The organism is Pseudomonas sp. IzPS59, assembly GCF_014863505.1.
GTDB classification, from domain to species: domain Bacteria; phylum Pseudomonadota; class Gammaproteobacteria; order Pseudomonadales; family Pseudomonadaceae; genus Aquipseudomonas; species Aquipseudomonas kribbensis.
This window is the reverse complement of the sequence record NZ_CP062251.1, coordinates 3,565,730-3,590,646: the sequence shown is the minus strand read 5'-3', so window position 1 is coordinate 3,590,646 and position 24,917 is coordinate 3,565,730. Positions and strand designations below refer to the sequence as shown.

Sequence of the window (24,917 nt, the reverse complement as noted above, 5' to 3'; positions counted from 1 at the left end):
TCAAGCGACGGCTACGACGTCGAGAATCCGTTGCACCACCCGATCCTGGTCGATGCCGGCGGCCTCGGCCTCGAACGACAGAATGATGCGGTGACGCAATACATCGAACAGCACAGCCTGGATGTCTTCCGGGCTGACGAAGTCGCGACCGGCCAGCCAGGCGTGGGCGCGGGCACAGCGGTCGAGAGCGATGGAGCCACGGGGGCTGGCGCCGTAGGCAATCCACTCGGCCATTTCCGGATCGAACTTGGCCGGGTTGCGCGTGGCCATGACCAGTTGCACGAGGTATTCCTCCACGGCGTCCGCCATGTACAGACCGAGGATTTCCTTGCGCGCGGCGAAGATCGCCTGCTGGCTGACCCGGCGCTCGGGCTTGGTCTCGCCATTCAGGGCTTCGCCCCGGGCCTGTTGCAGGATCCGCCGTTCGACGGCGGCGTCCGGGAAACCGATTTTCACGTGCATCAGGAAGCGGTCGAGCTGCGCTTCAGGCAGCGGATAGGTGCCTTCCTGCTCGATCGGGTTCTGCGTGGCCATCACCAGAAACAGTGGCGACAGCTCATAGGTGCTGCGCCCGACACTGACCTGGCGCTCGGCCATGGCCTCAAGCAAGGCCGACTGAACCTTTGCAGGCGCACGGTTGATTTCGTCCGCCAGCACCAGGTTGTGGAAGATCGGGCCTTGCTGGAACACGAAGCTGCCGGTTTCCGGGCGATAGATCTCGGTGCCGGTGATGTCGGCCGGCAGCAGGTCCGGGGTGAACTGGATGCGATGGAACTGGGCTTCGATGCCCTCGGCGAGCTCTTTGATCGCTTTGGTCTTGGCCAGACCCGGAGCGCCCTCGACCAGCATGTGGCCGTCGGCGAGCAGGGCGATGAGCAAGCGCTCGATGAGTTTTTCCTGGCCGAGAATCTGCGTTGAAAGAAAGGTTCGCAGCGCCAGCAGCGCTTCACGATGTTCCATCGATGACTGTTCCTGGAAAGGGTGGCCACAGGCGTTCGGATAACGCCGGGGCTGGGGGCGTTACTTTAATCCATCGCAGGGGGTGGCGACTAACGGCATTTTGCGCAAAGTGCGGGAAATGACCGGGGCAATTGTTGGAAATTTGTAGACAGGGAAAGGTGGGGCAGCAGTTCCGGCCCTATCGCTGGCAAGCCAGCTCCCACAGGTATCAGCGGTGCAGATGCGATTTGTGCGACACACCGGTCACTGTGGGAGCTGGCTTGCCAGCGATGAGGTCAGTAAAGACACCCTCAAATCTGGCTGATAAAGGTGCCAGTACCATCAAGAATGTTCTTCAGGGTTTCCTCGACCTCGGCCAGATCCACCATGTCCGGGTTGTAGGTGATTTCCAGTACATCATCGCCATTCAGCGCATCGGCATCCGCCGCCGCGATTTCGATCTTCAACAGGGTCTTGGTCAGGGTGACCTTCACGCCGTCGAGAGTGGACGGTTCGCCATCCAGGGTGATCTCCAGCTCGTCCTCGTCCGGATAGCGGCTCATCAGAAACATTTCGCCCTTGTCGCTGTGGCAGCAGAGCATGGCCATGTTGTCTTCTTCGTCGTCGCACGGGTTGACGATCAAAAGGGCGGTGGTCATTTGCATGGGGAATTCCTGCCTCGACGGGCTTGTTGGTCGCAATTGGGCGCGATTCTGCCAGCCCCCGGGAATTTCTGCATGTGAGAGTGTCAGAGGATGTGTCGTGAACGCGACACAGGTCAATGGTCATTTCTGGCACGCCTGTACCGTAAAACCGGGGATTCAGACCGGCGTTCCGTCCCATGAATGCTAGTGTTTACCGATGCGCCTGCCCGGGTTTACGTGCCAATGACCGAATATGTCGCAGCACCGCAAGCAGACACATTGTCGCACCCATTAAGCTGCGCAACGGATGAGCACCCGTAAAGGCATTGCCATGGCCCCGCGAGCGGCGCCCGGCAGTCGTTTTTGCAGATGCCCATTCATGGAAGGTGAATGTGACCTGAGTGTCTCGTCCAGCTTCACCCACCTGTCACCCTGTTTCCTCTGCCCGAGATTCAGGAACAGGGCGACGGAACGCCCCGAAAGGGGTTTTGTACGCGACGCTTTCCATCAATAACAAGCCCAAGCGGAGTACCACAGATGGCGTTCTTCACCGCAGCCAGCAAAGCCGACTTCCAGCACCAACTGCAAGCGGCACTGGCGCAGCACATCAGTGAACAGGCACTGCCACAAGTGGCGCTGTTCGCTGAACAATTCTTCGGCATCATTTCCCTGGACGAGCTGACCCAACGTCGCCTCTCCGACCTCGCTGGCTGTACTCTTTCTGCGTGGCGCCTGCTTGAGCGCTTCGATCACGCGCAACCGCAAGTGCGCGTCTACAACCCCGATTACGAACGTCACGGCTGGCAATCGACCCACACCGCGGTCGAAGTGCTGCACCACGACCTGCCATTTCTGGTTGACTCGGTGCGCACCGAGCTGAACCGCCGCGGCTACAGCATCCACACCCTGCAGACCACCGTGCTCAGCGTGCGTCGTGGCAGCAAGGGCGAACTGCTGGAAATCCTGCCGAAGGGCACCACCGGCGAAGGCATCCTGCACGAGTCGCTGATGTACCTGGAAATCGACCGCTGCGCCAACGCGGCCGAGCTGAATGTGCTGAGCAAGGAACTGGAACAGGTTCTGGGTGAAGTCCGCGTCGCGGTCGCCGATTTCGAGCCGATGAAGGCCAAGGTGCAGGAAATCCTCACCAAGCTCGACAACAGCGCATTCGCCGTCGATGCCGGCGAGAAGAACGAAATCAAGAGCTTCCTGGAATGGCTGGTGGGCAACCACTTCACCTTCCTCGGCTACGAAGAATTCACCGTGGTCGATCAGGCCGATGGCGGCCACATCGAATACGACCAGAATTCGTTCCTCGGCCTGACCAAGATGCTGCGCACCGGTCTGACCAACGAAGACCGCCACATCGAAGACTACGCCGTGAACTACCTGCGCGAACCGACGCTGCTGTCGTTCGCCAAGGCTGCGCACCCGAGCCGCGTCCACCGTCCGGCCTACCCGGATTACGTGTCGATCCGTGAAATCGACGCCGACGGCAAGGTCATCAAGGAACACCGCTTCATGGGCCTGTACACCTCGTCGGTGTATGGCGAAAGCGTACGTGTCATCCCGTTCATCCGCCGCAAGGTCGAAGAGATCGAGCGTCGCTCCGGCTTCCAGGCCAAGGCTCACCTGGGCAAGGAACTGGCCCAGGTTCTGGAAGTGCTGCCGCGTGACGACCTGTTCCAGACCCCGGTCGACGAACTGTTCAGCACCGTGATGTCGATCGTGCAGATCCAGGAACGCAACAAGATCCGCGTGTTCCTGCGCAAAGACCCGTACGGTCGTTTCTGCTACTGCCTGGCCTACGTGCCGCGCGACATCTACTCCACCGAAGTTCGCCAGAAAATCCAGCAAGTGCTGATGGAGCGCCTGAAGGCGACCGACTGCGAATTCTGGACCTTCTTCTCCGAGTCCGTGCTGGCCCGCGTGCAGCTGATCCTGCGCGTCGACCCGAAAAACCGCATCGACATCGACCCGCTGCAACTGGAAAACGAAGTGATCCAGGCCTGCCGCAGCTGGCAGGACGATTACGCCGCACTGACCGTCGAAACCTTCGGCGAAGCCAACGGCACCAACGTGCTGGCCGACTTCCCTAAAGGCTTCCCGGCCGGTTACCGCGAGCGTTTCGCTGCGCACTCGGCCGTGGTCGACATGCAGCACCTGCTCAACCTGAGCGAGAAGAAGCCGCTGGCCATGAGCTTCTACCAGCCGCTGGCTTCCGGCCCGCGCGAGCTGCACTGCAAGCTGTATCACGCCGATACCCCGCTGGCGCTGTCCGACGTGCTGCCGATCCTGGAAAACCTCGGCCTGCGCGTGCTGGGCGAGTTCCCGTATCGCCTGCGTCACAACAACGGTCGCGAGTTCTGGATCCACGACTTCGCGTTCACTGCCGCCGAAGGCATGGACCTGGACATCCAGCAGCTCAATGACACCCTGCAGGACGCGTTCGTCCACATCGTGCGCGGCGACGCCGAAAACGATGCGTTCAACCGCCTGGTACTGACCGCCGGCCTGCCATGGCGCGACGTCGCGCTGCTGCGTGCCTACGCTCGCTACCTGAAGCAGATCCGTCTGGGCTTCGACCTCGGCTACATCGCCAGCACCCTGAACAACCACACCGACATCGCTCGTGAACTGACCCGGTTGTTCAAGACCCGCTTCTACCTGGCGCGCAAACTGGGCAGCGATGATCTGGACGACAAGCAACTGCGTCTGGAACAAGCGATCCTGACCGCGCTGGACGACGTTCAAGTTCTCAACGAAGACCGCATCCTGCGTCGTTACCTGGACCTGATCAAAGCGACCCTGCGTACCAACTTCTACCAGACCGACGCCAACGGCCAGAACAAGTCGTACTTCAGCTTCAAGTTCAACCCGCACTTGATCCCTGAGCTGCCGAAGCCGGTTCCGAAGTTCGAAATCTTCGTTTACTCGCCTCGCGTCGAAGGCGTGCACCTGCGCTTCGGCAACGTTGCGCGTGGTGGTCTGCGCTGGTCCGACCGTGAAGAAGACTTCCGTACTGAAGTCCTGGGCCTGGTAAAAGCCCAGCAAGTGAAGAACTCGGTCATCGTGCCGGTGGGTGCGAAGGGCGGCTTCCTGCCGCGTCGCCTGCCACTGGGTGGCAGCCGTGACGAGATCGCGGCCGAGGGCATCGCCTGCTACCGCATCTTCATCTCGGGTCTGCTGGACATCACCGACAACCTGAAGGACGGCAAACTGGTTCCGCCGGTCAACGTCGTGCGTCATGACGACGATGACCCGTACCTGGTGGTCGCAGCGGACAAGGGCACTGCAACCTTCTCCGACATCGCCAACGGCATCGCCATCGACTACGGCTTCTGGCTGGGTGACGCGTTTGCGTCCGGTGGTTCGGCCGGTTACGACCACAAGAAGATGGGCATCACCGCCAAAGGCGCGTGGGTTGGCGTACAGCGCCACTTCCGCGAGCGCGGCATCAATGTCCAGGAAGACAGCGTGACCGTGGTCGGCATCGGCGACATGGCCGGCGACGTGTTCGGTAACGGCCTGTTGATGTCTGACAAGCTGCAACTGGTTGCCGCGTTCAACCACATGCACATCTTCATCGACCCGAACCCGAACCCGGCCACCAGCTTCGTCGAGCGTCAGCGCATGTTCGACCTGCCGCGTTCGGCTTGGTCCGACTACGACACCAGCATCATGTCCGAAGGCGGCGGTATCTTCTCGCGCAGCGCGAAGAGCATTGCCATCTCGCCACAGATGAAAGAGCGCTTCGACATCCAGGCCGACAAGCTGACCCCGACCGAACTGCTGAACGCCTTGCTCAAGGCGCCGGTGGATCTGCTGTGGAACGGCGGTATCGGTACTTACGTCAAGGCCAGCAGCGAAAGCCACGCCGATGTCGGCGACAAGGCCAACGATGCGCTGCGCGTAAACGGCAACGAACTGCGCTGCAAAGTGGTGGGCGAGGGCGGTAACCTCGGCATGACCCAACTGGGTCGTGTGGAATTCGGTCTCAATGGCGGCGGTTCCAACACCGACTTCATCGACAACGCCGGTGGCGTGGACTGCTCCGACCACGAAGTGAACATCAAGATCCTGCTGAACGAAGTGGTTCAGGCCGGCGACATGACGGGCAAGCAACGCGATCAGTTGCTGGCGAGCATGACCGACGAAGTCGGTGGTCTGGTGCTGGGCAACAACTACAAGCAGACCCAGGCTCTGTCCCTGGCTGCCCGCCGTGCCTACGAGCGTGCAGCCGAGTACAAACGCCTGATGAGCGACCTGGAAGGCCGTGGCAAGCTGGACCGCGCCATCGAGTACCTGCCGACCGAGGAGCAGCTCACCGAGCGCGCCGCGACCGGCAAAGGCCTGACGCGTCCGGAACTGTCGGTACTGATCTCGTACAGCAAGATCGACCTCAAGCAGCAGCTGCTGGACTCGCGGGTGCCGGACGACGACTACCTGACCCGCGACATGGAAACCGCGTTCCCGCCGAGCCTGGTCAGCAAGTTCGCCGATGCCATGCGTCGTCACCGTCTGAAGCGCGAGATCGTCAGCACCCAGATCGCCAACGATCTGGTCAACCACATGGGCATCACCTTCGTTCAGCGACTCAAAGAGTCCACCGGCATGACTCCGGCGAACGTTGCCGGCGCCTACGTGATCGTGCGTGACATCTTCCACCTCCCGCACTGGTTCCGTCAGATTGAAGCCCTGGACTACCAGGTCTCCGCTGACGTGCAACTGGAGCTGATGGACGAGCTGATGCGTCTGGGCCGTCGCGCCACGCGCTGGTTCCTGCGTGCCCGTCGCAACGAGCAGAACGCTGCCCGTGACGTCGCGCATTTCGGTCCGCACCTGAAGGAGCTGGGCCTGAAACTGGACGAGCTGCTGAGCGGCGAAATCCGCGAAAACTGGCAGGCGCGTTATCAGGCTTACGTCGCAGCCGGTGTACCGGAACTGTTGGCGCGTATGGTGGCGGGGACTACCCACCTCTACACGCTGCTGCCGATCATCGAAGCGGCCGACGTGACCGGTCAGGACCCAGCCGAAGTGGCCAAGGCGTACTTCGCCGTGGGCAGCGCGCTGGACATCACCTGGTACATTTCGCAGATCAGCGCCTTGCCGGTTGAAAACAACTGGCAGGCCCTGGCCCGTGAAGCGTTCCGCGACGACGTCGACTGGCAGCAACGCGCGATCACCATCGCCGTTCTGCAAGCGGGCGGCGGCAACCTGGACGTGGAAGAGCGTCTGGGGCTGTGGATGGCGCAACACGACGCGATGATCCAGCGCTGGCGCGCCATGCTGGTGGAAATCCGTGCCGCCAGCGGCACCGACTACGCCATGTACGCGGTGGCCAACCGTGAGCTGAACGACGTGGCGCTGAGCGGTCAGGCGGTCGTGCCTGCTGCGGCGACTGCGGAGCTTGAGCTTGCTTGAGTAGCTGCTGAATGAAAAAGCCCCCGCATTGTGAGATGCGGGGGCTTTTTTATGGCTGATGGATTTGTGTTGTTTTATCTGGCCTCATCGCTGGCAAGCCAGCTCCCACAAATATTCTAGTGCACCCGATACCTGTGGGAGCTGGCTTGCCAGCGATGAGGCCCTATTTGTCACTGCAAGTTGTGTGCTTGTTTGTTATCAAGCATCGACACTTTATCTGCCGGCCTGGTCAGTAAATTACTGAGCGACTGGTCAAACTTCTGCAACGCCCGAACCTGAACTTCCTGTTGCTGATTAATATCCGCAACAATCTCCTCTGAGCGCTTGAAGTCCGCCCAGACCGGCGTCAACTCTTTCGCCTCAGACCCCTTGGCCGTCCCGATGTAGTTCAACTTCCCGTCATAAAAGTCCGCACTCACATCAGCCTTGATGTCGGAACTGCGCGAGGTAATCAACTGGCTGTGAGTATCGACGATCGCCACCACATCCGGATTGGCCGCACGTAGGCTCTGCATGTCCGGGTATACCGTCACCGAGCCGAACTGGCGTTGCAGCGAGGCTTTCACCCAGTCCACGGCCATGTCCGGTTTCGAAGTGGCGACGTAGGCGTCATGGATCGGCTGCACCAGCAAACTCTGGCCGAAACCGGTGCCGGCGCTGGCCTGATACTCGCGCAGGTATTCACGATTGGTCTGGGTGCTCGGGCTGTAGACGACGCCCAGCGAGACACCGGGGCCGCTTTTCACCTGGGCGGCGCTGCTGCGCCCGACGGGTTGAGTGAACAGTGTGTCGAGGGAGGAAACCGCTTTGGGGGCGGTAGGAACTGAACAGGCGGACAACGCTAAAACCGATATCGCCAAGGTACTGGCAAAGGCAAGTTTCATGGTGAGTCTCCCGTGAAGCAACTTCAGTCGGAAAGTCAGGAATGTCGGGGTTCATTAAATAGAATCGGCGACAGTTGCCTCAGACTACTCCCGCCAAACTGAAAACAACCTGACAATTTGCTGAATGACTGTCATGCAATAGTTTTATTGGCTGTAAGCGTTTTTGACTAATTGCCGCGAGAAATAAAAAAGGCGCAAATCAACAATTTGCGCCTTTTATTTATGGCTGGTTAAACAACCATCAGTTTTTCAATGGGATCAACACTTGCTCGTCCGGCGACAGCACCATGAACACCAGCAACTTTGCTGGCTTGGTTTTGCTGGCGTTTTTCGACACCAGATGTTCGGAGCCGGCGGGTTCGTACCAGAACTGGCCCTTCTTGTAGGTGATCGCTTGTTCGCCCTTGACCTGGGAAGTCACTTCGCCTTCGAGCACATACGCCATGGCCGTGCCGTCGTGTTTGTGGGCGATGGAGGACTGGCCGGGTTTGTAGTCGACTTCGATCATCATGGCTTTCTTGCCGGGGACGTTTTTCAGCATCTGGTCTTGCAGGACCGAGACCTTCTCGGAGGCATCGTGGGCCATGGCGGCGGCAGAAACAGACAGGGCGAGAGCGGCGGCGAAAATGTGCAGGAGTTTCATGGCGGGTCACCTGTGAAGTGGGGGAGTCGGCCTTCACAGTAGTCCGCGACGTGATGCATTCAAACGGCCAATATTCGGGAAGATCGGGTGACCAATACGGGGGATTTCAGCGCATTCAGATACGCCATCGCTGGCAAGCCAGCTCCCACAGGTTTTTGTGTCGTTCAAATGATTTGTGAACGATACGAAACCTTGTGGGAGCTGGCTTGCCAGCGATGGCGTCAGTAAGTCAAACGATAGGAAATGAGTTGAAATCCACGCTATTGGCCAGCCGACTATCGATCAAATCAATAAACCCCTGAGCCTCAGGCCGGTTGAAGTGCGCCTGCATCGCCGCTTCCGATTGCCAACGGGCACTGACCGTCCAGCGATGGCTGTCGTCAGGGCAACGGTCGACCAGATAGGAATCGCAGCCCGGCGTTTCGCGAAGGGTTTCGACGATCTTCTGCAACTGCCTGCCCAGCTCCTCGGAGCGGCCGGCCGCAGCCTGCACCTGTACGGTGTTGATCACTTCGTTGGACATTGCTCACACTCCTGAATCAGGCCGGACGAATCCTGCTCATTGAGGGATAACGCCTGTGCAGAATAGGCCTGCACCCCCGGATCACCAATAACCAATCGGCGGGTAATCCGTTAGACCAATCTACCCGGCGACCTGTTGCAGAATGTCGCGCAGGCGGTCCAGCGCGATATCGATATCCAGCGTCTCGATGGCACCAAAACCGAAGTACATCCCGCTTCGGGCCGGCTGCTGGTAATAGAAGCCGTCGATGGCGTACAGCCCGACTTCGACTTTTTTCGCCAGTTCGATCACCAGCGGCAAGTCGATCGGCACCCGGCAGAACACCGCCATATGAAAGCCTGCGCTGGCCGGCACGGCCTCCAGCCATGGCGACAGGTCAGTGGCCATACGCGCCAGGATTCGCTCGCGGCGCTGGGCGTAAATGGTGTGGCAGCGGCGAATGTGCTTGAGCAGGCAGCCCTCGGCGATGAACTTGGCCAGCGCCCATTGCGGCAGGGTAGAGGCGTGCAGGTCGGTGAGCTGCTTGGCGCGGATCACCGCTTCGAGGATCGCTGGCGGCAGGATCGCGTAGCCCAATCTCAGCTCTGGCAGCAGGGTTTTCGAGAAGGTGCCGACGTAGGCGACGATGCCGCGCTGATCGAGGTTGTGCAGTGAATCGGTCGGCCGGCCCTCGTAGCGGAATTCGCTGTCATAGTCGTCCTCGATGATGATCGCGCCCAGCTCGTAGGCCCGGGCCAGCAAGGCCTCGCGTCGGGCGTGGCTCATCGGCATGCCCAGCGGGAACTGGTGCGACGGCGTCACATAGATCAACCGCGTGCCGTTGGGAATGTGCTGCACCTGAATCCCTTCCGCATCCACCGGCACCCCGACCACGGTGGCGCCATGGGTGCCGAACAGCAGCCGCGCCGGCGGATAACCCGGATCTTCCATCGCCACCAGACTGCCGGGGCGCAGCAGCACCCGGGCGATCAGGTCCAGTGCCTGTTGCGCGCCGTTGCACACCACGATGTCCTCGTCCTGACAGTTCACCCCACGGGAAAACGCGATGTGCCGGGCAATCGCATTGCGCAGCGCCGGCAAGCCTTCCGCCACGCTGTAGAAACCCTTGGAACCCGCCATTTGCCGCATCGCATGAGACACACAGCGGCGCCAGTCATCGTGGGGGAATTGGCCCTTGCTGGTGGCGCCGCCGATGAAGTCGTAGCGCAGCGAACCTTCCAGCGTCGGGTGGCGCAGGAACACCGGCAGGTTGCACCAGCTCTCGATCACCTCGGAACTGGCCAGCTCGGAATGGCTTTGCTTGCGCTGCACCGGTGTCGAGCGGGCGTTGACGTAGGTGCCTTTGCCGATGACGCCGGTGAGGAAGTTTTCGTAAGTCAGCTGCGCGTAGGTGTCGGAAATGGTCTTGCGCGAAATCCCCAGTTGCTCGGCGAGCAAGCGGCTCGGCGGGAGTTGCGTGCCGGCGGCCAGACGCCCGGATTCAATGGCGCCGCGCAGCTGCTGATACAACTGACCGGCCAGATCCTTGCGGCCGTTGATCACGACATGAAGTTCCATACCGACGGGGCTCCTGGGGGCAAATGCAATGGGTTATGCGCCCGCCAGATTACTCCCGAATGCACGCGGGGCAGAAGTTGCGTAGTGCAAATACCCAAAATTGGCGCAGAACCCTGTGGGAGCTGGCTTGCCAGCGATGGGGGCATCACATTCAACATAGATGCCAGCAGATGTACCGCCATCGCTGGCAAGCCAGCTCCCACAAGTACTGTGTTTGACTGGGATCAGTGGTCTGCCGGTTTTCCGTGCAATTGGGGCTGTAACGCTGGCCTGTCAGCGCTTACCGTGAAATCACTCTTCTGCTGCCCGAGACCCGCCCATGTCCCCGCGTCTGGATTACTACAGCGCTTCACCCAAAGCCATGAAAGCAATGATTGCCCTGGAAGCGCTGACCAGCAGCCTGAGCATCGAGGCGCCATTGCTGCACCTGATCAAGATCCGCGCCTCGCAACTCAACGGCTGCGCGTTCTGCACCGACATGCATTCGGTGGAAGCGCGGCGGGCAGGGGAGACGGACCGGCGGCTGTACGCCATCGCGGTCTGGCGCGACAGCGGCTTCTTCAACCTGCGCGAGCGGGCCGCACTGGCCTGGACCGACGCGGTGACGCTGCTGGCGGAAAGTCATGTGCCGGACGACGTTTATGAGCAAGCGCGAACACAGTTCAACGAAGGCGAACTGGTGGACCTGACCATGGCCGTCAGCACCATCAGCAGCTGGAATCGCCTGGCGGTGAGTTTTCGGCAAGTCCCTGCAGACCATTGATCAATGCCAAACACAAAACCCTGTGGGAGCTAGCTTGCTAGCGATGGCGGTTTGTCTGTGCGATCAATGTTGACTGACAGGACGCTATCGTCGGATCGCCGCCCGGAGGAGCCTAGTTCCCACAGTCGATCAGTCAGTTCGGTGGCCGCTGCGGTTTCACCGACGTGCCAAACGTATTGCCCATCCGCGTACTGGTAGCCGCCGGCGTCGCCAGTCCCACCTGATTCGGCGGGCGCTTGTTGACCGGCACATTCATCGCTTCCTGATTCTTCTGCGCAGCCGCCGCGCCGTCGGGGTTGTTGCCCATCTGCTGGCTCAGGCAGTCGTAATTCGGCGCCTTGTAACCGCCCACGGTCACTTCGACGCAACCCACTGCCTGCTCGGCATGCACGCCGCCCGACAGCGTCAACAACAGCCCGCTCAGCGCCAATGTCCACAGTGATTTCATGTGTGCCTCCTGGCCGGCCCGAAGGGACCGCTCTAACTCAAGAGTCTAGTGCAACGGGCGCGCCGATCCCGTGATGGTTTTTTTGCAGTGGCCGTCACACCAGATTCATAAACAGCCCTCAGGATGACGGTTTTCAGGGGTACATCAGCCGTGCAGCGAGGCCGTGCCAAGGACGAATTTGCGCGCTCAGCGTTCATGCACCAGCTCTGTCTGGGGCTGCTGCTTGGCTTGTTTTTGAGCCGCGCCAGCGCCGATCCGGTGCCGGCGACGATGCGCTTGACCTTGCACATCCCGGCTCAGGAACTGGCCCGCGCCCTCGATCAGTTCAGCCGCGCCACCGGCATGGCGGTGTTGGTCGACAGCCAGTTGAGTCGCGGTCGGCGTTCGTTGGCGGTGGATGGCGAATTCACCGCCGCCGAAGCGCTGCGGCGGATGCTCGGCGGCAGCGGGTTGATGGCCAAGTACAGCCGCGACGACGCGTTCACCTTGCAGGTGGCGCAAGTCGAGGATGTGCCGTTGCCGGCGGAGAAACCGATCCCCGCCAGCGTCGCGGTCAACCGCAGTTACGCCACGGCGGTGCAGGCGGCCATCGAACGCAACCTGTGCCGCTCGCCGTTGACCCGGCCCGGCAGTTTTCGCGCGGTGTTGCAACTGTGGATCGGTCGCGACGGCGTGGTGCAGCACAACCGGTTGGTCACCACCACCGGCGATGTTCGGCGCGATGCAGCGCTGGTAGACAGTTTTCACACGCTCAAGATCGACCGGCCCACACCCGGCGCATTGCGCCAGCCAGTCACGTTGCTGTTGTTACCCGAATCGTCAGGAAAGCGCATGGAATGCACACAATGGGAAGGAGTTTCCGGGGGATGAAAGACGCCGGACAAAGTTCGATGGTCCAGCTGTTCCTGACGTCCTACGAGGACTTTCGGGTGCGCCTGCGACGCCGTCTCGGCTCGGAGGACCTGGCCAACGACGTGCTGCACGAAACCTACCTGCGGGTCGACCGCATGGAAGCGCCGCCGAACCTGCTGCGGCCCAACGCCTACCTCTATCGCATGGCCCTGAACATCGCCGCCGACCGCCGCCAGGCCGATGCGCGGCTGCTCACCGGCAGCGAAGTCGAAGAACTGCTGCAAGTCAGCGACGAAGCGCTGGACCCGATGCGCGTGGTCGGCGGCCAAAAGGAAATCCAGTCCCTGCTCAGCGCCCTCTACGAACTGCCGGCCCGGCGCCGCCGAATCTTCATCGCCGCACGGCTGGAAGAAGCGCCGCACCTGGAAATCTCCCAGCGATTCGGCATCTCCACGCGCATGGTCGAGAAGGAAATCAAGGCTGCCCTCGGACACTGCGCGGCCAAACTGGAAAGAAAAGTGTTTCAGCGGTTCGGTCGCGGGGCCGGAAAACCGTCTAGTGAATGAAGCTCCCGATCAACCCGTCGAGTACCTGTGCGTTTGAACATCTTCCGTCTGACACCTGCCGAGCCCACGCCTGCCGAGCGTCTGCAAAGCGAAGCCCGCGACTGGCTGATCCTGCTGACCTCCGGCCGCGCCACGGTCGCCGACGCCCGAGCGCTGCGCCAGTGGTGCGCCCAAAGCCCCGAACACGCCCGCGCATTTGAAGAGTGCAAGGCGCTGTGGCATCTACTGCAACCGGCGGCGGAAGAATTGCGGGCACCACGACGGTTTGGACGCCGGGCCTTTCTTGGTGGCGCGATTGCCGCGTCGGCGGCGTTCCTGCTGGTGCGCGGCACGATTCCGGGCGGATTCTCCGGGCTCGGAGCGGATTACATCACCGAAGTTGGCCAGCAACGCCGCGTCGAACCGGCCGATGGCTTGAGCCTGGAACTGAACACCCAGACCCGCATCAACCAGCGTTCGGTGGATGAGGGCGTGCAAGGCTTTGAACTGGTCAGCGGTGAAGTCGAAGTGCAGACCGCGCGGCTGCCGATGGCGATGCAGGCCGGTGGCGGTTGGTTGCGGGCGAGCAGGGCGCGGTTCAACCTGCGCAACCTTGATCAGCAGGTGTGCGTGACGTGCCTCGATGGCGCGGTGGACGTGGAAGTCGAAGGCCGCAGCCTGCGCCTGGAACCGGGCCAGCAACTGACCTATGACGCGCAACAGGTTGGCACCGTGCAAAGCGTCGACACGGCGGCGGTGATGAACTGGCGTCAGCAGGTGCTGGTGTTCAACGGCACGAGCCTCAGCCAGATGATCGACGAGATCAACCGCTATCGTCCGGGGATGTTGCTGCTGCTCAACCGCGAACTCGGCCAGCGCCGGGTGCAGGCGCGGTTCTCCCTCGATCAACTGGCCGGCGTAGGCGCGCTGATCCGCGATGCCTACGGCGTCAAATGCACCGAGTTGCCGGGTGGCGTAGTCGTCCTCAGCTAATCACTGCAAGGGTCCCATAACCTGCCGGTACTTCTCCGGCCCTTGCGGTGTCTGCCGAGTCAACCGAACCTCCAACCCCAACGGATCCTCCCGCCGATTCCCACTCAACTGCCGCCACCCCTTGTCCGCCTCCCAAACCCGCACCTGCAAATCACTGACCTCACCCAACACCGCCACCCCAGCCGTCGGCGCCGGCAACGGATATCGACTGCGCGCCGGCGCCACCGCGCGATACAACGTGTCCCCCTTGAGCCACCAGCGCACCCGCTGCAACGCCCCCGGTTGATCCGCCGCGCTACGAATGATGTCCAGCCGAATCCCCTTGCTGTCACTGCTGCGCACCGTAACGGCAGGCGGCGCCGTCGCCGGTTCATCCTCGGTGCCGACCTTCTTCGGCTCCGTCAGCTCGATCCCGGCACGCATCTCCACATCCCGCTGCATCTGATTCAACGCCCGCAACAGGCTGTCGCTCTGCTCACCACTGGCCTGTAAATGCTTGTCGGCGCGGGTAACACTGTCCAGCCCCTTCCAGGCAATCAGACTGACCACCGCCATCAACAGAATCGCGACCATCACCTCGATCAGCGTAAAACCGTGTTGTCTGTTCATTGCACGCTAATCCGGCCCGAAGCATCCCGCAGCACACTCAACCGATTGAGCCCGTCAGACAGCGTCAACTGCAGCGGCGGATTGATCCACTCCGCGTTCAGCACCACTTTCTGCTTCGGCTCCACCCGCACCTCCAGCTTCGGACTCTGCCAGGGGCGCGGCCGCAACTGCGGGTCCTGATCGAAATGATCAAAGCCCTTGCCACTGTCACTGCGCCGACTGAACCGAAACCCCTTGCCATCGCTCAACCACGCAATCGGCCGGCCATCGGCGCGAGCCTCAGCCTGGGCAATCTGCAGCAACTGCGCCACGCGCTCGGCGTCCTTGCGCAGCAACTGCAACGGATCGGGCTTGATACTCAGACTGATCGCCGCACTGGCGATGCCGATGATCACCAGCACCACCATCAACTCGATCAACGTAAAACCCTGCTGCCTGCACCGGTTCATCGATTGCGCACTCCCTTGCGTCCAGCCCCGTCCCAAAAAACCATCCTGCACGGCCAACATGTAAGGCGTGTGAAATAAAACCGTGAGAATTGCCGCGTAGTCTGGTCACCGGGACTAAAAGGAGATTCAGCCCATGAGATTCACCGCACGCTTTTCACCCCCCCAACTCATCCAGGCCACCGCACTGCTGGCCGCCCTGGTCGGCATCGCCACCTGGTCATCCCTGCTCCTGACCACCGCCGAATCCCACACCCCGGCGGCTACGCCGCAACTGCTCGCTGCGCGCAGCGATAACCCGGCGTTGCAGTGGTTTTCCAATCGAACGGCGCCGGTGGAGATCAAAGTCAGCGGCGTGATGGCGGGGAGTCGGGGGGCGGTGGCGATACTTAGCCTGAACGATGGGCCGCCGAGGAGCTTTTTGCAGGGGGAGCGGGTGAGTCCTGGGGTGAAGTTGGTGGCGGTGGAGGGGGATGGGGTGGTGATTGAGCAGGGTGGGGAGAGGGTGCGGTTGGAGGTGGAGAGGTTGGGGGAGGGGGTGGAGATGCCTAGGTTGGTTAGGCCGTGATTTTTCATGGGGGAGTTATTTGGGTGTTTCAGTTTGGCGATGGGTAATGGATCGCCGGGGGGGCGTGCTTGATTGCTTTTGACCAACCGAAGGAAGCGTGTCGTAAATGCCCGCATTCGGCCATTAGCAGCCGATTACCGTGAGCAGCTCGCGGTCAGAAGCTGAAAATTTACGTCTGCTTAAAGCCTGGTTAGTCCTCAATTTTTCAAGCATCGTAAAATTACTACTCGGGCAAGTACCACAATGTTCGCATAAGCTATCAAGAATGGGATTGATAGCGGTAATTTATCTGTGATTTGAGCGGGCAAACAAATGCTCACAGCACAATGATTGGCAGGGCCGCTAGTTTAAATTTGTTTACTGCATGCGTGGGTAATATGGAAGAAGCAAGCGTGAGTCTGGATGCTGCGAAAATGGATGAATTAATCATCGGACGTAAATATGAGGCGCTAAAGGAATTTATTGGTTTATTGGAAAGCAGGGATTATCACAGCTCTAAAGCTCGCTCTGAAAATTACTACATTATTGGGAACGGGCATTCCGTTCTCTCGGATTGCCTTGACTCCTGTTGGGATGAACAGGTTGGGCTTCAGGTTAAGTTCTACAAGAAATCACAGTACGAGCAAGGCTTTTCGGAGCTCAGCGATGATTTTAAAAGCAGGGTTTATACGAATTTAGCAAACGCACTATACAGTCAAGGTAGATTTTTTGAAGCGTTAATAGAGTGCGATAGAGCCATAGCAATATTCAACAATCCCCTAGCTTACTTCTCAAGGGGAAGAGTTTTGCTTGAGATATCAAGGAGCTTGTACGATGAAGGGCATGCTATATATTTTCAAAAAGAAGCCTATCCCATTCTGAAATACGTATATGAATGTAAAGAACTCCTATTTGATGCTGATCATCTTAAAGTAATAGAGGCTGCCACCCCATATGTGGAATTTGTCAGTTATTTCAATCAAAACTTCGATTCAATTTGTGAGGAATTCCCACATATTTCTGTTTTAAAAGGACTGAAGGGTAAGTCGGATAAGGAACGCTCGTATAAAAAATGGTGCTTGGAGAATGCTCTTTTCATTAACGACTTAAACGAAATAACAACTGAGCCTGTAGCCGCTCAGGACGTGATGGGGCTGCCCAGTGTACGCTATTCAATTAATCCACTTATTGGATTGACTGAAAGCTTATGGTTGGGCGGTGGGTTTTCTGAAATAAAACACCAGTATGCGCATGCCAGGTTCACTTATTACGAGGTAATTGAAAGTAGATATGCACGACGAGATATCTCGCATTATGCGAACAATGACCTGTTTCTCGTTAACTCGCTAGATTATTGTATTTATCGCCGAGATATCGAACAGATCAAGATCTCATTTCGACTGCTGTACTCCTGCTTCGACAAGCTAGCTGTGTTACTTTTCAAATACCTAAATCCGGGGCCGGTATCTAGAGTTTATTTTTCAAATGTTTGGTATGCTGATAGGAATAAGGTTAAGCAGAGCTTTATAGATTCTAACAATCCTTACCTATTGGCTCTGTACTGGCTGTCTAGGGAGATAAATGATGATGAAACCGAAGGGCATGATTATTGGATGGACTCAAACGCTACCAAATTGGCTGATATCAGGAACAAGCTAGAACACGGCGGTTTCAGAGTTGTAATGGATGACCTATATAAAGTCACCAAGCCTTTCGATAGGGAGTTGGCTGAAACAAAACATGCGGAAGTCCTTGCGCGAATAGAACGAAACAATAAAATTCTCAAAAGTGGAGTTCCTAAGGCCGAGCGACAAGCTATTCGAGAGAAGATTAGATCTGATCAGGGTCTAATTGATGAGAGCTACGATATGCAAGGCTACCCGTTTATTATCACGGATAAGGAACTTCGGGATCAGACATTGAGGCTTATGAAAAAAGTACGTTATGCAATCATGTATACATCACTCGCCATCCACTATGAAGAGGAAAAGCTTGATGGCTCTGGCATAGTGATGCCATACGAAACGCCTCTGTACAAAAATTAATCGCAGGCGACTATTGGATCGAATGTGAACCGCCACAAGTGAAAAGGGGGCTGATTTGCTTTATATGTAAAAATAAATCACTCCCCTTTGTTTTTCCCTTTGTTTTTCTTTGAATTATCTAAGGTTGCGTAGCGATTAAATACTATGCCCGAATTTCCCAAGTCTCAATGATGTTCCTGCTTCAAGTTTAAAAAATGAAATTGTTGATTCTTTTGGTTCCCAGAAAAAAACAAAATCACCTGCGCGACCGATAAAGCGAGTCCTCTGGCTCGGCTCTGAGTTGGGTGTTATAGAGTCGTTATCAATTACGTAATAGAATGCTTTTCCTTCCAGAACAGAATTTGCTCCAATTTTTCCTAGGCCAAAGGCAAAGAGTGGCAACGTGGCGAGTAAAAACAAACACACGCTGCGAGGTGCCTCGGCTGGGATCTGATATGCAAGAAAATTCCCAGATCTTGCATATATCGCAATTGGAGTGCCCAGTAACGTTGCTAATAATAGCCATTTTTCAATTGGGCCAAAAACTAATATGGCTAGAGTCCCGGCAATGTACAGGATGACCAGTAAGGTTTTGTGTTTGCGAAGGAATCGACCTACAACTGTGTTGCGTCCACCTTCGGGTGGAAGCTTTTTTTTGACGCTTGAGATCTCTGCAAGCACCACGCCAACCGCCAGAGATATAAAGATGGAAGCGATAGGATATGCCGTTGATTTAACTATGTCGGCGAGAGTAAGGTATTCTAAAATATTCACTCCAAATAGCGACCAATATCCCCATAAATAAAGAGTGCCCACCGCAATAAAATAAAGTGACAGGAAATAAATATATATATTTGAATTCTTTTTTAATCGTTCTGGGATCGAATCGTCGGTCATGAATTTTACCTAGTATTTTTTGCCGTATTGAGCTCGCTACTGATTAGTTTTCAGTAAATAAATCACGCTCTTTATTTTGTTTACCACAGTAGTTTATCAATAATTCTCGGTATTCCGCTCGTGCCTGGTGTCGAGTCAAGAGCAAGGAATGTCTGCAGGCCTGGATTTCCATTTTGTTGCTGCCATATTTCATAGATATGTTGGTTAACAGCAATTGCAGCCAAGAATCTTGCAGCATCCCAATTGTACCGACCAGCCCCTCTAGGGCTTGGATTAGGTACGCCCAGCAATGGCGCACCTAACCAGCCAGCCCAGTTTTTTATCCCCAAAGGGGGATCGTATGTACTTTGCAGGATATGAAAGTAGGAAAGCCCCGAGTGACGCCCATCAATCATTGGTGCGAGATTTGGAAAAAGACAATGCATAGTCTTGCTTGCTGCAACAAAACCGCCACTTTCAGTAATAACGCCGGGGGTCGAGAGCGTCGTATAAAGTAAATCCAGTTCCACTGATAAACTTTTACCTGTATTAGGATTTATGGTGTTGCATGGCGCGGAGATCGGTAATGTGATGTGCTCAATCCATTGAAGAGACAATCGCGGAAGATTTTTAAGTGTATGTGCCATTATATGAGGCCTCACGAGAGCTGAACCTTGCCTGTTCATTCCGAAATTGGCCAAAAGAGCATAAATGGTGGCGGTTGCATTTCCAAGATGAATCCAGTCATAGAGCCCTCCATGTCCAGCAATACCGCTTTGCCTTGCGGTGATGAATATATTGTAGATGTGGTTGTAGTTTCCCGTTTGATTACCAGTGTTGTATGCAGTAATCGCGGCAGAAATCATTCCGGCCAAAGCAGATAACGGTGTGTTCTGAGTAATGGGCATTGCTACTCTCCATCCTTAACAAAAATGGAAGGGGCTGAATCGTTTTTTACAAAAGATATCAGCGCCCTCTTCCTGTAAATGGTGCTCTGTCTAACTCTCGACCACGCTAAGTTCCTCGGACGCTCTTGATGAGGTTCGCAAGTTGTTCAGTACCGTCAAAGGTAGAGGGGATACCTTCGCTTTCTGAGACGAGACTGCTGAAAACAATGGCTTCAAACCTTGCGAGAGCGCTCGGGTCATCCTTCCGTATCTTCTTCGAGTACTCTGCATAGCTTTGGACGAACTGACACAGGGCGATTCGCAGATCTAGTTGAAGAATTTGTGCCTTGACTGATCGGAACTGAGCAAGGACAACACGGAAGAAATAGATGAGGATTATTTCGATTGCGAGAATCGTTGGAAGCGTGTAAAGCAGCAGCCCTTTTTTCGACTCAATGGCATCTAGATGAGTAAACACATAAGAAATCTGGACGACTGGTGGAGTTGTCATGACAACTGCAAGCAAGATCAACGACCAGAAAGCGATTCTGCGCTCCGTGCGCTTTGAGATTGCCAACTGGCGAAACCCATCAACAAGACCCACGAAGTTGTAGGACGAGGTTACGTTTTTTAGTCCCTGTTGAATGGCCTCAACATGTAGCCGTCTCTCTTCGAGCTCAGAGTCCCAATCTGCTTTGAGGCTCGATGCTTCTTTGACGGTTTGCGAGAATTTCCGAAACTCCGCAATCGCAGGATCGTTAAGTAGTTTTTTCGCCACTTGTACCGGCATAGAGTGTCTTGCGAATGTGATCTGCGTTCGGTCGTTACCGGTGAATAGTTCAAAGTTTTCATCAACGAATAGTCCAATTTTCCGGACTTCATGGCTCGGTTCCGCAGGCTGCACAAACTCTAACTCGCACAAGAAGCGGAACGCTGACGTGAAGTTTGATGTAATTATCTCAGATTTTTTTTCTTCCGGAGTATTTGGGAATTCTCTGACCTCGCGCATGAAGCTATCACCGATCCACTCGATATTTGCAGTGCAATACTCATCGAATCGAGCAGCGTTTGAAATCATCAATTCGATGATTTTCAGCAGTGTTTTTGCGACCATTTCGGAATCAGACGTTGCTGAAAAAATTCTTAGTGTTCGGGAGTAGAGTCGGAGGGACTCCAAGTTTTCTGGTGCGGCGAAGAATGGGGTGTCGGAAGATTCAGTCATGGGAATCGGTGATACCTAACGATTAAGTTAACAGAGTCGCAATGCCTTAGCTTTACGAGTCCAATGTATCAATAGCATAATGTCAAACTCTTCTAGAAGCTATGCACAAAATTGCCTAGTAAGTAACTTAGGTTCAATAAAGGGATGGATTAAGTTTCATTCTCTGCTGTTCCCTTATAGCCGATATCCGCCGTTAATCGATGTCCGCTTTTGGCCAGAAGCAGTTTAACGACATTTACTGATTTGATAGCTGCAAGATGAGTGATTTGGCCAGGCTAATGTAGTTCAATGCTGCAGACTTGGACGGGTAGAATTCGTCCACATGCGCTGCTTGATTTCTTAAAGTACGCAATTCGTTAAACAGTGCCAATCCTTCTGCATTAAGAACCTGAGCTTTTGCCAATGAGCGATAGGCATCCAAGATTGGGCGACGCTCTGGACCTGCCTCATGAAGATCCAGTTCAAGAATTCGTTTTCGGGCGGCAATTTCAACATGCTGCCAACACTCGAGAATTGCTGATCTAGGGCTGACCTCAGCGAGCGTGTATAACTTTTCTTCCACGGGATGCAGGGTGTCCGAGCCCTTTGCGGGAATCAATTGCTGGTCTGTTGAATCCCGAAGCACTTTCAGTTCGCGCTCGAACTCGGCTTCTAGAGGGCCAGCTTTCACCCGTTTCAACAGAGGCAAGAGTCCCGCTATGTGCGTCCTCAGAAGGACCAAGATGACGATCGAAGCAATTGGCCAAGCCAAGGCTTCGGCGATTTTTGTGGTGAATGTTAGCCAATCCATTTTTAGCAGCCTAACGATCAATATGTAAGGGCAATCTCAGATGAGACCTTTGAGGAAGGTGTGTTTTTCAGTAATACACCGTCTAGCAGTCCATCGTATGTCCGCTAGGTAACGCTCGTATCGGGTCGATTTAGCCTGTTGTGACAGGCTGGAATAGGCCAAATGCGGTCAGGCGAACTGCTGGTGAGCGCGGTGCCACAGTTCGTGAGCGTCATTGATCAGATTGACGGCAATTGCCTCCCTAGTTTCCGGATCTCGGAGAAGGGCTAGGTCCTCGTTGGAAGGGGCATGTAGGTTCACATTAAACGTAGAGTACTTCCAAAACAGGTTCCCCGAATTGCGAGTGCTGGGTGCGATCTCTCGACTTAGCGCCAAAAGGTGCTCCCGGTCTTCCGAGAACTGCTCACCGTCACAGTAGAAGCCAACGTAGAGGCGGTGGTCGAGTGCGATGTACACGCCACCATTCATAAACGTGAAGGGGAAAGTGAGGCCAAAGTATTTGCTATTTTTGGCCTTCTTGTAATAGGCGGAAATCGCCTCCTTCGTGGCCGAATTTTCGGGCGTGCCGAGTTGGGGATAATGGCTCTCTTGGTAAGCCGCCATGCGGTCCCAAATATCAAATTGTAGATCGAACAATACTGACTTGAATGCATGGTTGATGTCGGCGATCACGAAGAGATTCTCGCCAAGCAGGATCTGTTCTTTTAGCTTGCTCATATAGATCTCACCCTGGTCACTGGATGTCAGCTTTTGGAGTAGTTCGATGTATTGGAAAACGCTTTCTCGCACGCCGGGCTCGCGGGCAACCAGTGGGATACAGTCTTTCAACCAAGCGATGATCTCAGCTTCGTAGCTGAGAAGGACTACAGGCAGCGACTTGCGACTTTGTTCACTGGGCTCGGAGCCATCCAAGGTCAGATAGGTGGTCCAAATCTCGCCATAGCCTTCTGCCTGCATTCGCTGGTGGTAGCGCCAGAGCTGCTCGTCCTGATCGCCGGCGTAGATCTTGTTCTCGATGATCACTGCCTGCTTGGACTGGTTGCGGACCAAGATGTCGATGTTCTGGTACTCGACTTCGACAATCGCATTCTCTGAATCGAAGTTCTGGATGCCCAGTCGCTTCAATAGGAGATTCAGCAGCGCTGTTCCTTGATTGTGGGTTGCCTTTGGGTCGAGCAAAAAGGCGAGGAAGCGCGAGTGAAGCCGAACTTCGTCACTCGCGCTGCGGAGTATGGAAAAGAGGTTGAAGTTCGCAGGGCGCTGATATCTCGCGCGTAGCAGAGCCACGGTTTGCAAAAAATCTTCCATGAGAGAAGGTTCCTGATTAAGGCCAATTCGCGGCACGCAGTATCAGGCAAATCATGCCTCTTATGTAATAGCTATTTGATGCTGTCGGCATCATGTTCGGGCCGATTTTGGCCGAAAGCGGCCGACCGTGCCTGGTAGAAATGAGTGATATCTCAGTGTGTCGTCGCAACGTGCCGGAAAAGTCTCACCGTCCCTTTGGCGGGGGCTGTCAGTTGCACCTGACAACCTCCGCCATTTTCTTTCCGCCTATTGAGCTATAGCGGTCAAAGGCTTACGCCTTCACCTCAACATGATCCAACGCCTGATTCACCGCCAACTCACTCAACATCACCAACTGCGCAATCCCTATCGCAGTCTTGCGATGGGCAGGCTCCAGGGTGGCAGCAAAGTTGTTGAGCATCTCACTCGCCGATCCCAGTGATTCGCTAGCATTGGCCAACAGGGATTCAGTGTTGTAAGCCGGGTTGGCCAGGTACATGGGGTCGTGTTTGTGGTGGCTGCCCATGATGCGTTGTTGTGGGGTGAGATAGTGGTCGAGGGCGCGTTCGGCGGCTTCGTTGAGGGTTCGGGAGTCGGGGAATTTGTAAGGTGAAACCGGATCGGTTTCTGGTGGGTTGGGTGTTGGTTTGATCATTGATGTAACTCCAGTACTGATTGAATTGGAGTCAGCCACTCTCGCTACCAAACGAGGGGGTGGCGACCATACGCAGGTTGGTAGACCGGAGCACTGGAACCGGCGCTTCCGAAGAAGCCCTGAGCATGGCCACCATAAATCCAGTCGCACGAATGCAACTGCATGAGGTGACGCAATGCGTCAGCGCTGCGGGCTACCAAACCCGATCACTGGTTTTCAGTGACCATGGAACGATAAGACCCGCGTACTAGACGCACAAGCCGGCGGATTCTGGCGTAGTCGTAGGTAATGACGCAAGCCGCTGTAGCCTTGATCAAGTAACGTCTGACGTCTTTAAACGGAATTGAAGTAAACGGTTAAACGGAAGCGGGCATCAGTCCTGAGGCCGGTTCAATAACGTTTCAAGCCTCGCCAACGCCGGCCCCTCCTGGCTGCGATCAAACACTTGCACACCAACCTTGAGCAACCGCCCATTCTCCGCCCCCCCAATCACCTGCTCACACCGCAACAACAACCTCCCTTGATCACACTCCATCGCCTTGACCCCCATCGGCAATCGCCCCTCCAACCGCAATTCCGCCATCCGACTCTGCGCCGCAATCATCGCAATCGAACGATCCCGCAAAACCCCGCTGCTCTGCGTCATCAACCCCGCCACGCGCACGGCGGCGGACATGGCGACGGCGATGATCGCCAGCGCGACGAGCACTTCAATCAGGGTGAATCCGGCTTGCGGGGAGGGGGTGCGCATCGGGGGCTCGGGCAGTCGGGCAGCCCTTGACGCTAACGCCCGTGCTTGACGGCTTGACGACGAAAACACCCGAGGATTTTCAACATCCCTGACATATCTTCTTGCAACACTGCGCGTCGAATCGAATCAAGCCAGGGAATGACGAGATGGATATCGCGCAATTCAAACAGCCCAGTCGACCGAGCCGGATGCCCCGTAGGCAGCAGGGTTTCACGCTGATCGAGATCATGGTGGTGGTGGTGATTCTCGGGATTCTGGCGGCGATGGTGGTGCCCAAGGTGCTCGACCGGCCGGATCAGGCGCGGGCCACGGCGGCGAAGCAGGACATCGGCGGGTTGATGCAGGCGTTGAAACTGTATCGCCTCGATCACGGCACTTATCCGAGCCAGAGCCAGGGCCTGAAGGTGCTGGTGGAGCGGCCGGCCGATGCGAAGAACACTAACTGGCGCTCGTACCTGGAGCGCCTGCCGAATGACCCGTGGGGTCGTCCTTATCAGTACCTCAATCCCGGTGCGAACGGCGAGATCGACATCTTTTCCCTCGGCGCCGACGGCCAGCCTGACGGCGATGGCGTGAATGCCGACATCGGTTCCTGGCAGTTGTAAGGC

Annotated in this window: 24 protein-coding genes; 8 read left to right on the top strand and 16 right to left on the bottom strand. The window is 56.6% G+C overall.

What is annotated here, in order from left to right:
• Both IF189_RS15980 and IF189_RS15975 read right to left on the bottom strand, forming a co-directional pair.
• On the bottom strand, positions 1-960 hold the full coding sequence (locus tag IF189_RS15980; protein ID WP_007913915.1) for an AAA family ATPase: 960 nt from the start codon (positions 958-960) through the stop codon (positions 1-3).
• Positions 961-1,250: 290 nt separating this feature from the next.
• A complete protein-coding gene (locus IF189_RS15975) occupies positions 1,251-1,604 on the bottom strand; it encodes a hypothetical protein (protein ID WP_085711311.1) in 354 nt (117 codons plus the stop codon).
• Between the two features lie 516 nt (positions 1,605-2,120).
• Between IF189_RS15975 and IF189_RS15970 the strand changes: the two genes are divergently transcribed.
• Positions 2,121-7,007, top strand: a complete 4,887-nt coding sequence (locus IF189_RS15970; RefSeq protein ID WP_134826463.1) for an NAD-glutamate dehydrogenase — start codon at positions 2,121-2,123, stop codon at positions 7,005-7,007.
• Positions 7,008-7,177: 170 nt separating this feature from the next.
• On the opposite strand, the gene IF189_RS15965 is transcribed toward IF189_RS15970, so the two are convergent.
• The 4 genes from IF189_RS15965 to IF189_RS15950 form a co-directional block, all read right to left on the bottom strand.
• Positions 7,178-7,891, bottom strand: a complete 714-nt coding sequence (locus tag IF189_RS15965) for an ATPase (protein WP_192551883.1) — start codon at positions 7,889-7,891, stop codon at positions 7,178-7,180.
• 241 nt (positions 7,892-8,132) lie between these two features.
• A complete protein-coding gene (locus IF189_RS15960) occupies positions 8,133-8,534 on the bottom strand; it encodes a cupin domain-containing protein (RefSeq protein ID WP_134826465.1) in 402 nt (133 codons plus the stop codon).
• A 229-nt stretch (positions 8,535-8,763) separates the two neighbouring features.
• Positions 8,764-9,057 carry a putative quinol monooxygenase gene (locus IF189_RS15955; protein ID WP_085711307.1) on the bottom strand — a complete coding sequence of 98 codons (294 nt, stop codon included), beginning with the start codon at positions 9,055-9,057 and terminating at the stop codon, positions 8,764-8,766.
• Between the two features lie 120 nt (positions 9,058-9,177).
• Positions 9,178-10,614, bottom strand: coding sequence for a PLP-dependent aminotransferase family protein (locus IF189_RS15950; protein WP_192551882.1), 1,437 nt, complete (start codon positions 10,612-10,614; stop codon positions 9,178-9,180).
• 319 nt (positions 10,615-10,933) lie between these two features.
• Between IF189_RS15950 and IF189_RS15945 the strand changes: the two genes are divergently transcribed.
• Positions 10,934-11,377, top strand: a complete 444-nt coding sequence (locus IF189_RS15945) for a carboxymuconolactone decarboxylase family protein (protein WP_192551881.1) — start codon at positions 10,934-10,936, stop codon at positions 11,375-11,377.
• 133 nt (positions 11,378-11,510) lie between these two features.
• Here the strand turns inward: IF189_RS15945 and IF189_RS15940 are convergent, their stop codons facing one another.
• On the bottom strand, positions 11,511-11,825 hold the full coding sequence (locus IF189_RS15940) for a hypothetical protein (protein WP_025109823.1): 315 nt from the start codon (positions 11,823-11,825) through the stop codon (positions 11,511-11,513).
• A 195-nt stretch (positions 11,826-12,020) separates the two neighbouring features.
• Here IF189_RS15940 and IF189_RS15935 point away from each other — a divergent pair, with 195 nt between their 5' ends.
• The 3 genes from IF189_RS15935 to IF189_RS15925 are packed head-to-tail and all read left to right on the top strand — an operon-like array spanning position 12,021 to position 14,215.
• A complete protein-coding gene (locus tag IF189_RS15935; protein WP_192553588.1) occupies positions 12,021-12,695 on the top strand; it encodes an STN domain-containing protein in 675 nt (224 codons plus the stop codon).
• Positions 12,692-13,243: an RNA polymerase sigma factor gene (locus tag IF189_RS15930; protein ID WP_011334580.1), complete on the top strand. Its 552-nt coding sequence runs from the start codon at positions 12,692-12,694 to the stop codon at positions 13,241-13,243. Before IF189_RS15935 ends, IF189_RS15930 begins: the two co-directional genes overlap by 4 nt.
• 33 nt (positions 13,244-13,276) lie before the next feature.
• Positions 13,277-14,215, top strand: coding sequence for a FecR family protein (locus tag IF189_RS15925; RefSeq protein ID WP_114886713.1), 939 nt, complete (start codon positions 13,277-13,279; stop codon positions 14,213-14,215).
• On the opposite strand, the gene IF189_RS15920 is transcribed toward IF189_RS15925, so the two are convergent.
• Positions 14,216-14,824: a prepilin-type N-terminal cleavage/methylation domain-containing protein gene (locus IF189_RS15920; RefSeq protein WP_192551880.1), complete on the bottom strand. Its 609-nt coding sequence runs from the start codon at positions 14,822-14,824 to the stop codon at positions 14,216-14,218.
• The gene (gene gspH / locus IF189_RS15915) at positions 14,821-15,273 is read right to left on the bottom strand and encodes a type II secretion system minor pseudopilin GspH (protein ID WP_192551879.1); all 453 of its coding nucleotides are present in this window, start codon (positions 15,271-15,273) and stop codon (positions 14,821-14,823) included. The genes IF189_RS15920 and gspH overlap by 4 nt, the downstream gene beginning before the upstream one ends.
• A gap of 133 nt (positions 15,274-15,406) precedes the next feature.
• Between gspH and IF189_RS15910 the strand changes: the two genes are divergently transcribed.
• Both IF189_RS15910 and IF189_RS15905 read left to right on the top strand, forming a co-directional pair.
• Positions 15,407-15,838: a type II secretion system protein N gene (locus IF189_RS15910; protein WP_192551878.1), complete on the top strand. Its 432-nt coding sequence runs from the start codon at positions 15,407-15,409 to the stop codon at positions 15,836-15,838.
• A 377-nt stretch (positions 15,839-16,215) separates the two neighbouring features.
• Positions 16,216-17,862, top strand: a complete 1,647-nt coding sequence (locus IF189_RS15905) for an LA2681 family HEPN domain-containing protein (RefSeq protein WP_192551877.1) — start codon at positions 16,216-16,218, stop codon at positions 17,860-17,862.
• Positions 17,863-17,997: 135 nt separating this feature from the next.
• Here the strand turns inward: IF189_RS15905 and IF189_RS15900 are convergent, their stop codons facing one another.
• The 7 genes from IF189_RS15900 to gspI form a co-directional block, all read right to left on the bottom strand.
• Positions 17,998-18,738 (bottom strand): hypothetical protein, encoded by a 741-nt coding sequence (locus IF189_RS15900; RefSeq protein ID WP_192551876.1) that lies wholly within the window; start codon positions 18,736-18,738, stop codon positions 17,998-18,000.
• Between the two features lie 80 nt (positions 18,739-18,818).
• The gene (locus IF189_RS15895; RefSeq protein ID WP_192551875.1) at positions 18,819-19,625 is read right to left on the bottom strand and encodes a hypothetical protein; all 807 of its coding nucleotides are present in this window, start codon (positions 19,623-19,625) and stop codon (positions 18,819-18,821) included.
• 106 nt (positions 19,626-19,731) lie between these two features.
• Positions 19,732-20,826, bottom strand: a complete 1,095-nt coding sequence (locus IF189_RS15890) for a hypothetical protein (RefSeq protein WP_192551874.1) — start codon at positions 20,824-20,826, stop codon at positions 19,732-19,734.
• A gap of 235 nt (positions 20,827-21,061) precedes the next feature.
• On the bottom strand, positions 21,062-21,616 hold the full coding sequence (locus IF189_RS15885) for a hypothetical protein (protein WP_192551873.1): 555 nt from the start codon (positions 21,614-21,616) through the stop codon (positions 21,062-21,064).
• Positions 21,617-21,784: 168 nt separating this feature from the next.
• The gene (locus IF189_RS15880) at positions 21,785-22,924 is read right to left on the bottom strand and encodes a PD-(D/E)XK nuclease family protein (RefSeq protein ID WP_192551872.1); all 1,140 of its coding nucleotides are present in this window, start codon (positions 22,922-22,924) and stop codon (positions 21,785-21,787) included.
• 271 nt (positions 22,925-23,195) lie between these two features.
• Positions 23,196-23,558, bottom strand: a complete 363-nt coding sequence (locus IF189_RS15875; protein ID WP_085668252.1) for a DUF6124 family protein — start codon at positions 23,556-23,558, stop codon at positions 23,196-23,198.
• Between the two features lie 373 nt (positions 23,559-23,931).
• A complete protein-coding gene (gene gspI, locus IF189_RS15870) occupies positions 23,932-24,309 on the bottom strand; it encodes a type II secretion system minor pseudopilin GspI (protein ID WP_192551871.1) in 378 nt (125 codons plus the stop codon).
• A gap of 146 nt (positions 24,310-24,455) precedes the next feature.
• On the opposite strand from gspI, the gene gspG reads away from it, so the two are divergent.
• Positions 24,456-24,914, top strand: a complete 459-nt coding sequence (gspG, locus tag IF189_RS15865) for a type II secretion system major pseudopilin GspG (protein ID WP_192551870.1) — start codon at positions 24,456-24,458, stop codon at positions 24,912-24,914.
• Positions 24,915-24,917 lie beyond the last annotated feature (3 nt).

Coding starts and splice junctions, on each gene's coding strand:
- IF189_RS15980 (WP_007913915.1), bottom strand. CDS start 960: ATGGAACATCGTGAAGCGCTGCTGGCGCTGCGAACCTTTCTTTCAACG.
- IF189_RS15975 (WP_085711311.1), bottom strand. CDS start 1,604: ATGCAAATGACCACCGCCCTTTTGATCGTCAACCCGTGCGACGACGAA.
- IF189_RS15970 (WP_134826463.1), top strand. CDS start 2,121: ATGGCGTTCTTCACCGCAGCCAGCAAAGCCGACTTCCAGCACCAACTG.
- IF189_RS15965 (WP_192551883.1), bottom strand. CDS start 7,891: ATGAAACTTGCCTTTGCCAGTACCTTGGCGATATCGGTTTTAGCGTTG.
- IF189_RS15960 (WP_134826465.1), bottom strand. CDS start 8,534: ATGAAACTCCTGCACATTTTCGCCGCCGCTCTCGCCCTGTCTGTTTCT.
- IF189_RS15955 (WP_085711307.1), bottom strand. CDS start 9,057: ATGTCCAACGAAGTGATCAACACCGTACAGGTGCAGGCTGCGGCCGGC.
- IF189_RS15950 (WP_192551882.1), bottom strand. CDS start 10,614: ATGGAACTTCATGTCGTGATCAACGGCCGCAAGGATCTGGCCGGTCAG.
- IF189_RS15945 (WP_192551881.1), top strand. CDS start 10,934: ATGTCCCCGCGTCTGGATTACTACAGCGCTTCACCCAAAGCCATGAAA.
- IF189_RS15940 (WP_025109823.1), bottom strand. CDS start 11,825: ATGAAATCACTGTGGACATTGGCGCTGAGCGGGCTGTTGTTGACGCTG.
- IF189_RS15935 (WP_192553588.1), top strand. CDS start 12,021: ATGCACCAGCTCTGTCTGGGGCTGCTGCTTGGCTTGTTTTTGAGCCGC.
- IF189_RS15930 (WP_011334580.1), top strand. CDS start 12,692: ATGAAAGACGCCGGACAAAGTTCGATGGTCCAGCTGTTCCTGACGTCC.
- IF189_RS15920 (WP_192551880.1), bottom strand. CDS start 14,824: ATGAACAGACAACACGGTTTTACGCTGATCGAGGTGATGGTCGCGATT.
- gspH (WP_192551879.1), bottom strand. CDS start 15,273: ATGAACCGGTGCAGGCAGCAGGGTTTTACGTTGATCGAGTTGATGGTG.
- IF189_RS15910 (WP_192551878.1), top strand. CDS start 15,407: ATGAGATTCACCGCACGCTTTTCACCCCCCCAACTCATCCAGGCCACC.
- IF189_RS15905 (WP_192551877.1), top strand. CDS start 16,216: ATGGAAGAAGCAAGCGTGAGTCTGGATGCTGCGAAAATGGATGAATTA.
- IF189_RS15900 (WP_192551876.1), bottom strand. CDS start 18,738: ATGACCGACGATTCGATCCCAGAACGATTAAAAAAGAATTCAAATATA.
- IF189_RS15895 (WP_192551875.1), bottom strand. CDS start 19,625: ATGCCCATTACTCAGAACACACCGTTATCTGCTTTGGCCGGAATGATT.
- IF189_RS15890 (WP_192551874.1), bottom strand. CDS start 20,826: ATGACTGAATCTTCCGACACCCCATTCTTCGCCGCACCAGAAAACTTG.
- IF189_RS15885 (WP_192551873.1), bottom strand. CDS start 21,616: ATGGATTGGCTAACATTCACCACAAAAATCGCCGAAGCCTTGGCTTGG.
- IF189_RS15880 (WP_192551872.1), bottom strand. CDS start 22,924: ATGGAAGATTTTTTGCAAACCGTGGCTCTGCTACGCGCGAGATATCAG.
- IF189_RS15875 (WP_085668252.1), bottom strand. CDS start 23,558: ATGATCAAACCAACACCCAACCCACCAGAAACCGATCCGGTTTCACCT.
- gspI (WP_192551871.1), bottom strand. CDS start 24,309: ATGCGCACCCCCTCCCCGCAAGCCGGATTCACCCTGATTGAAGTGCTC.
- gspG (WP_192551870.1), top strand. CDS start 24,456: ATGGATATCGCGCAATTCAAACAGCCCAGTCGACCGAGCCGGATGCCC.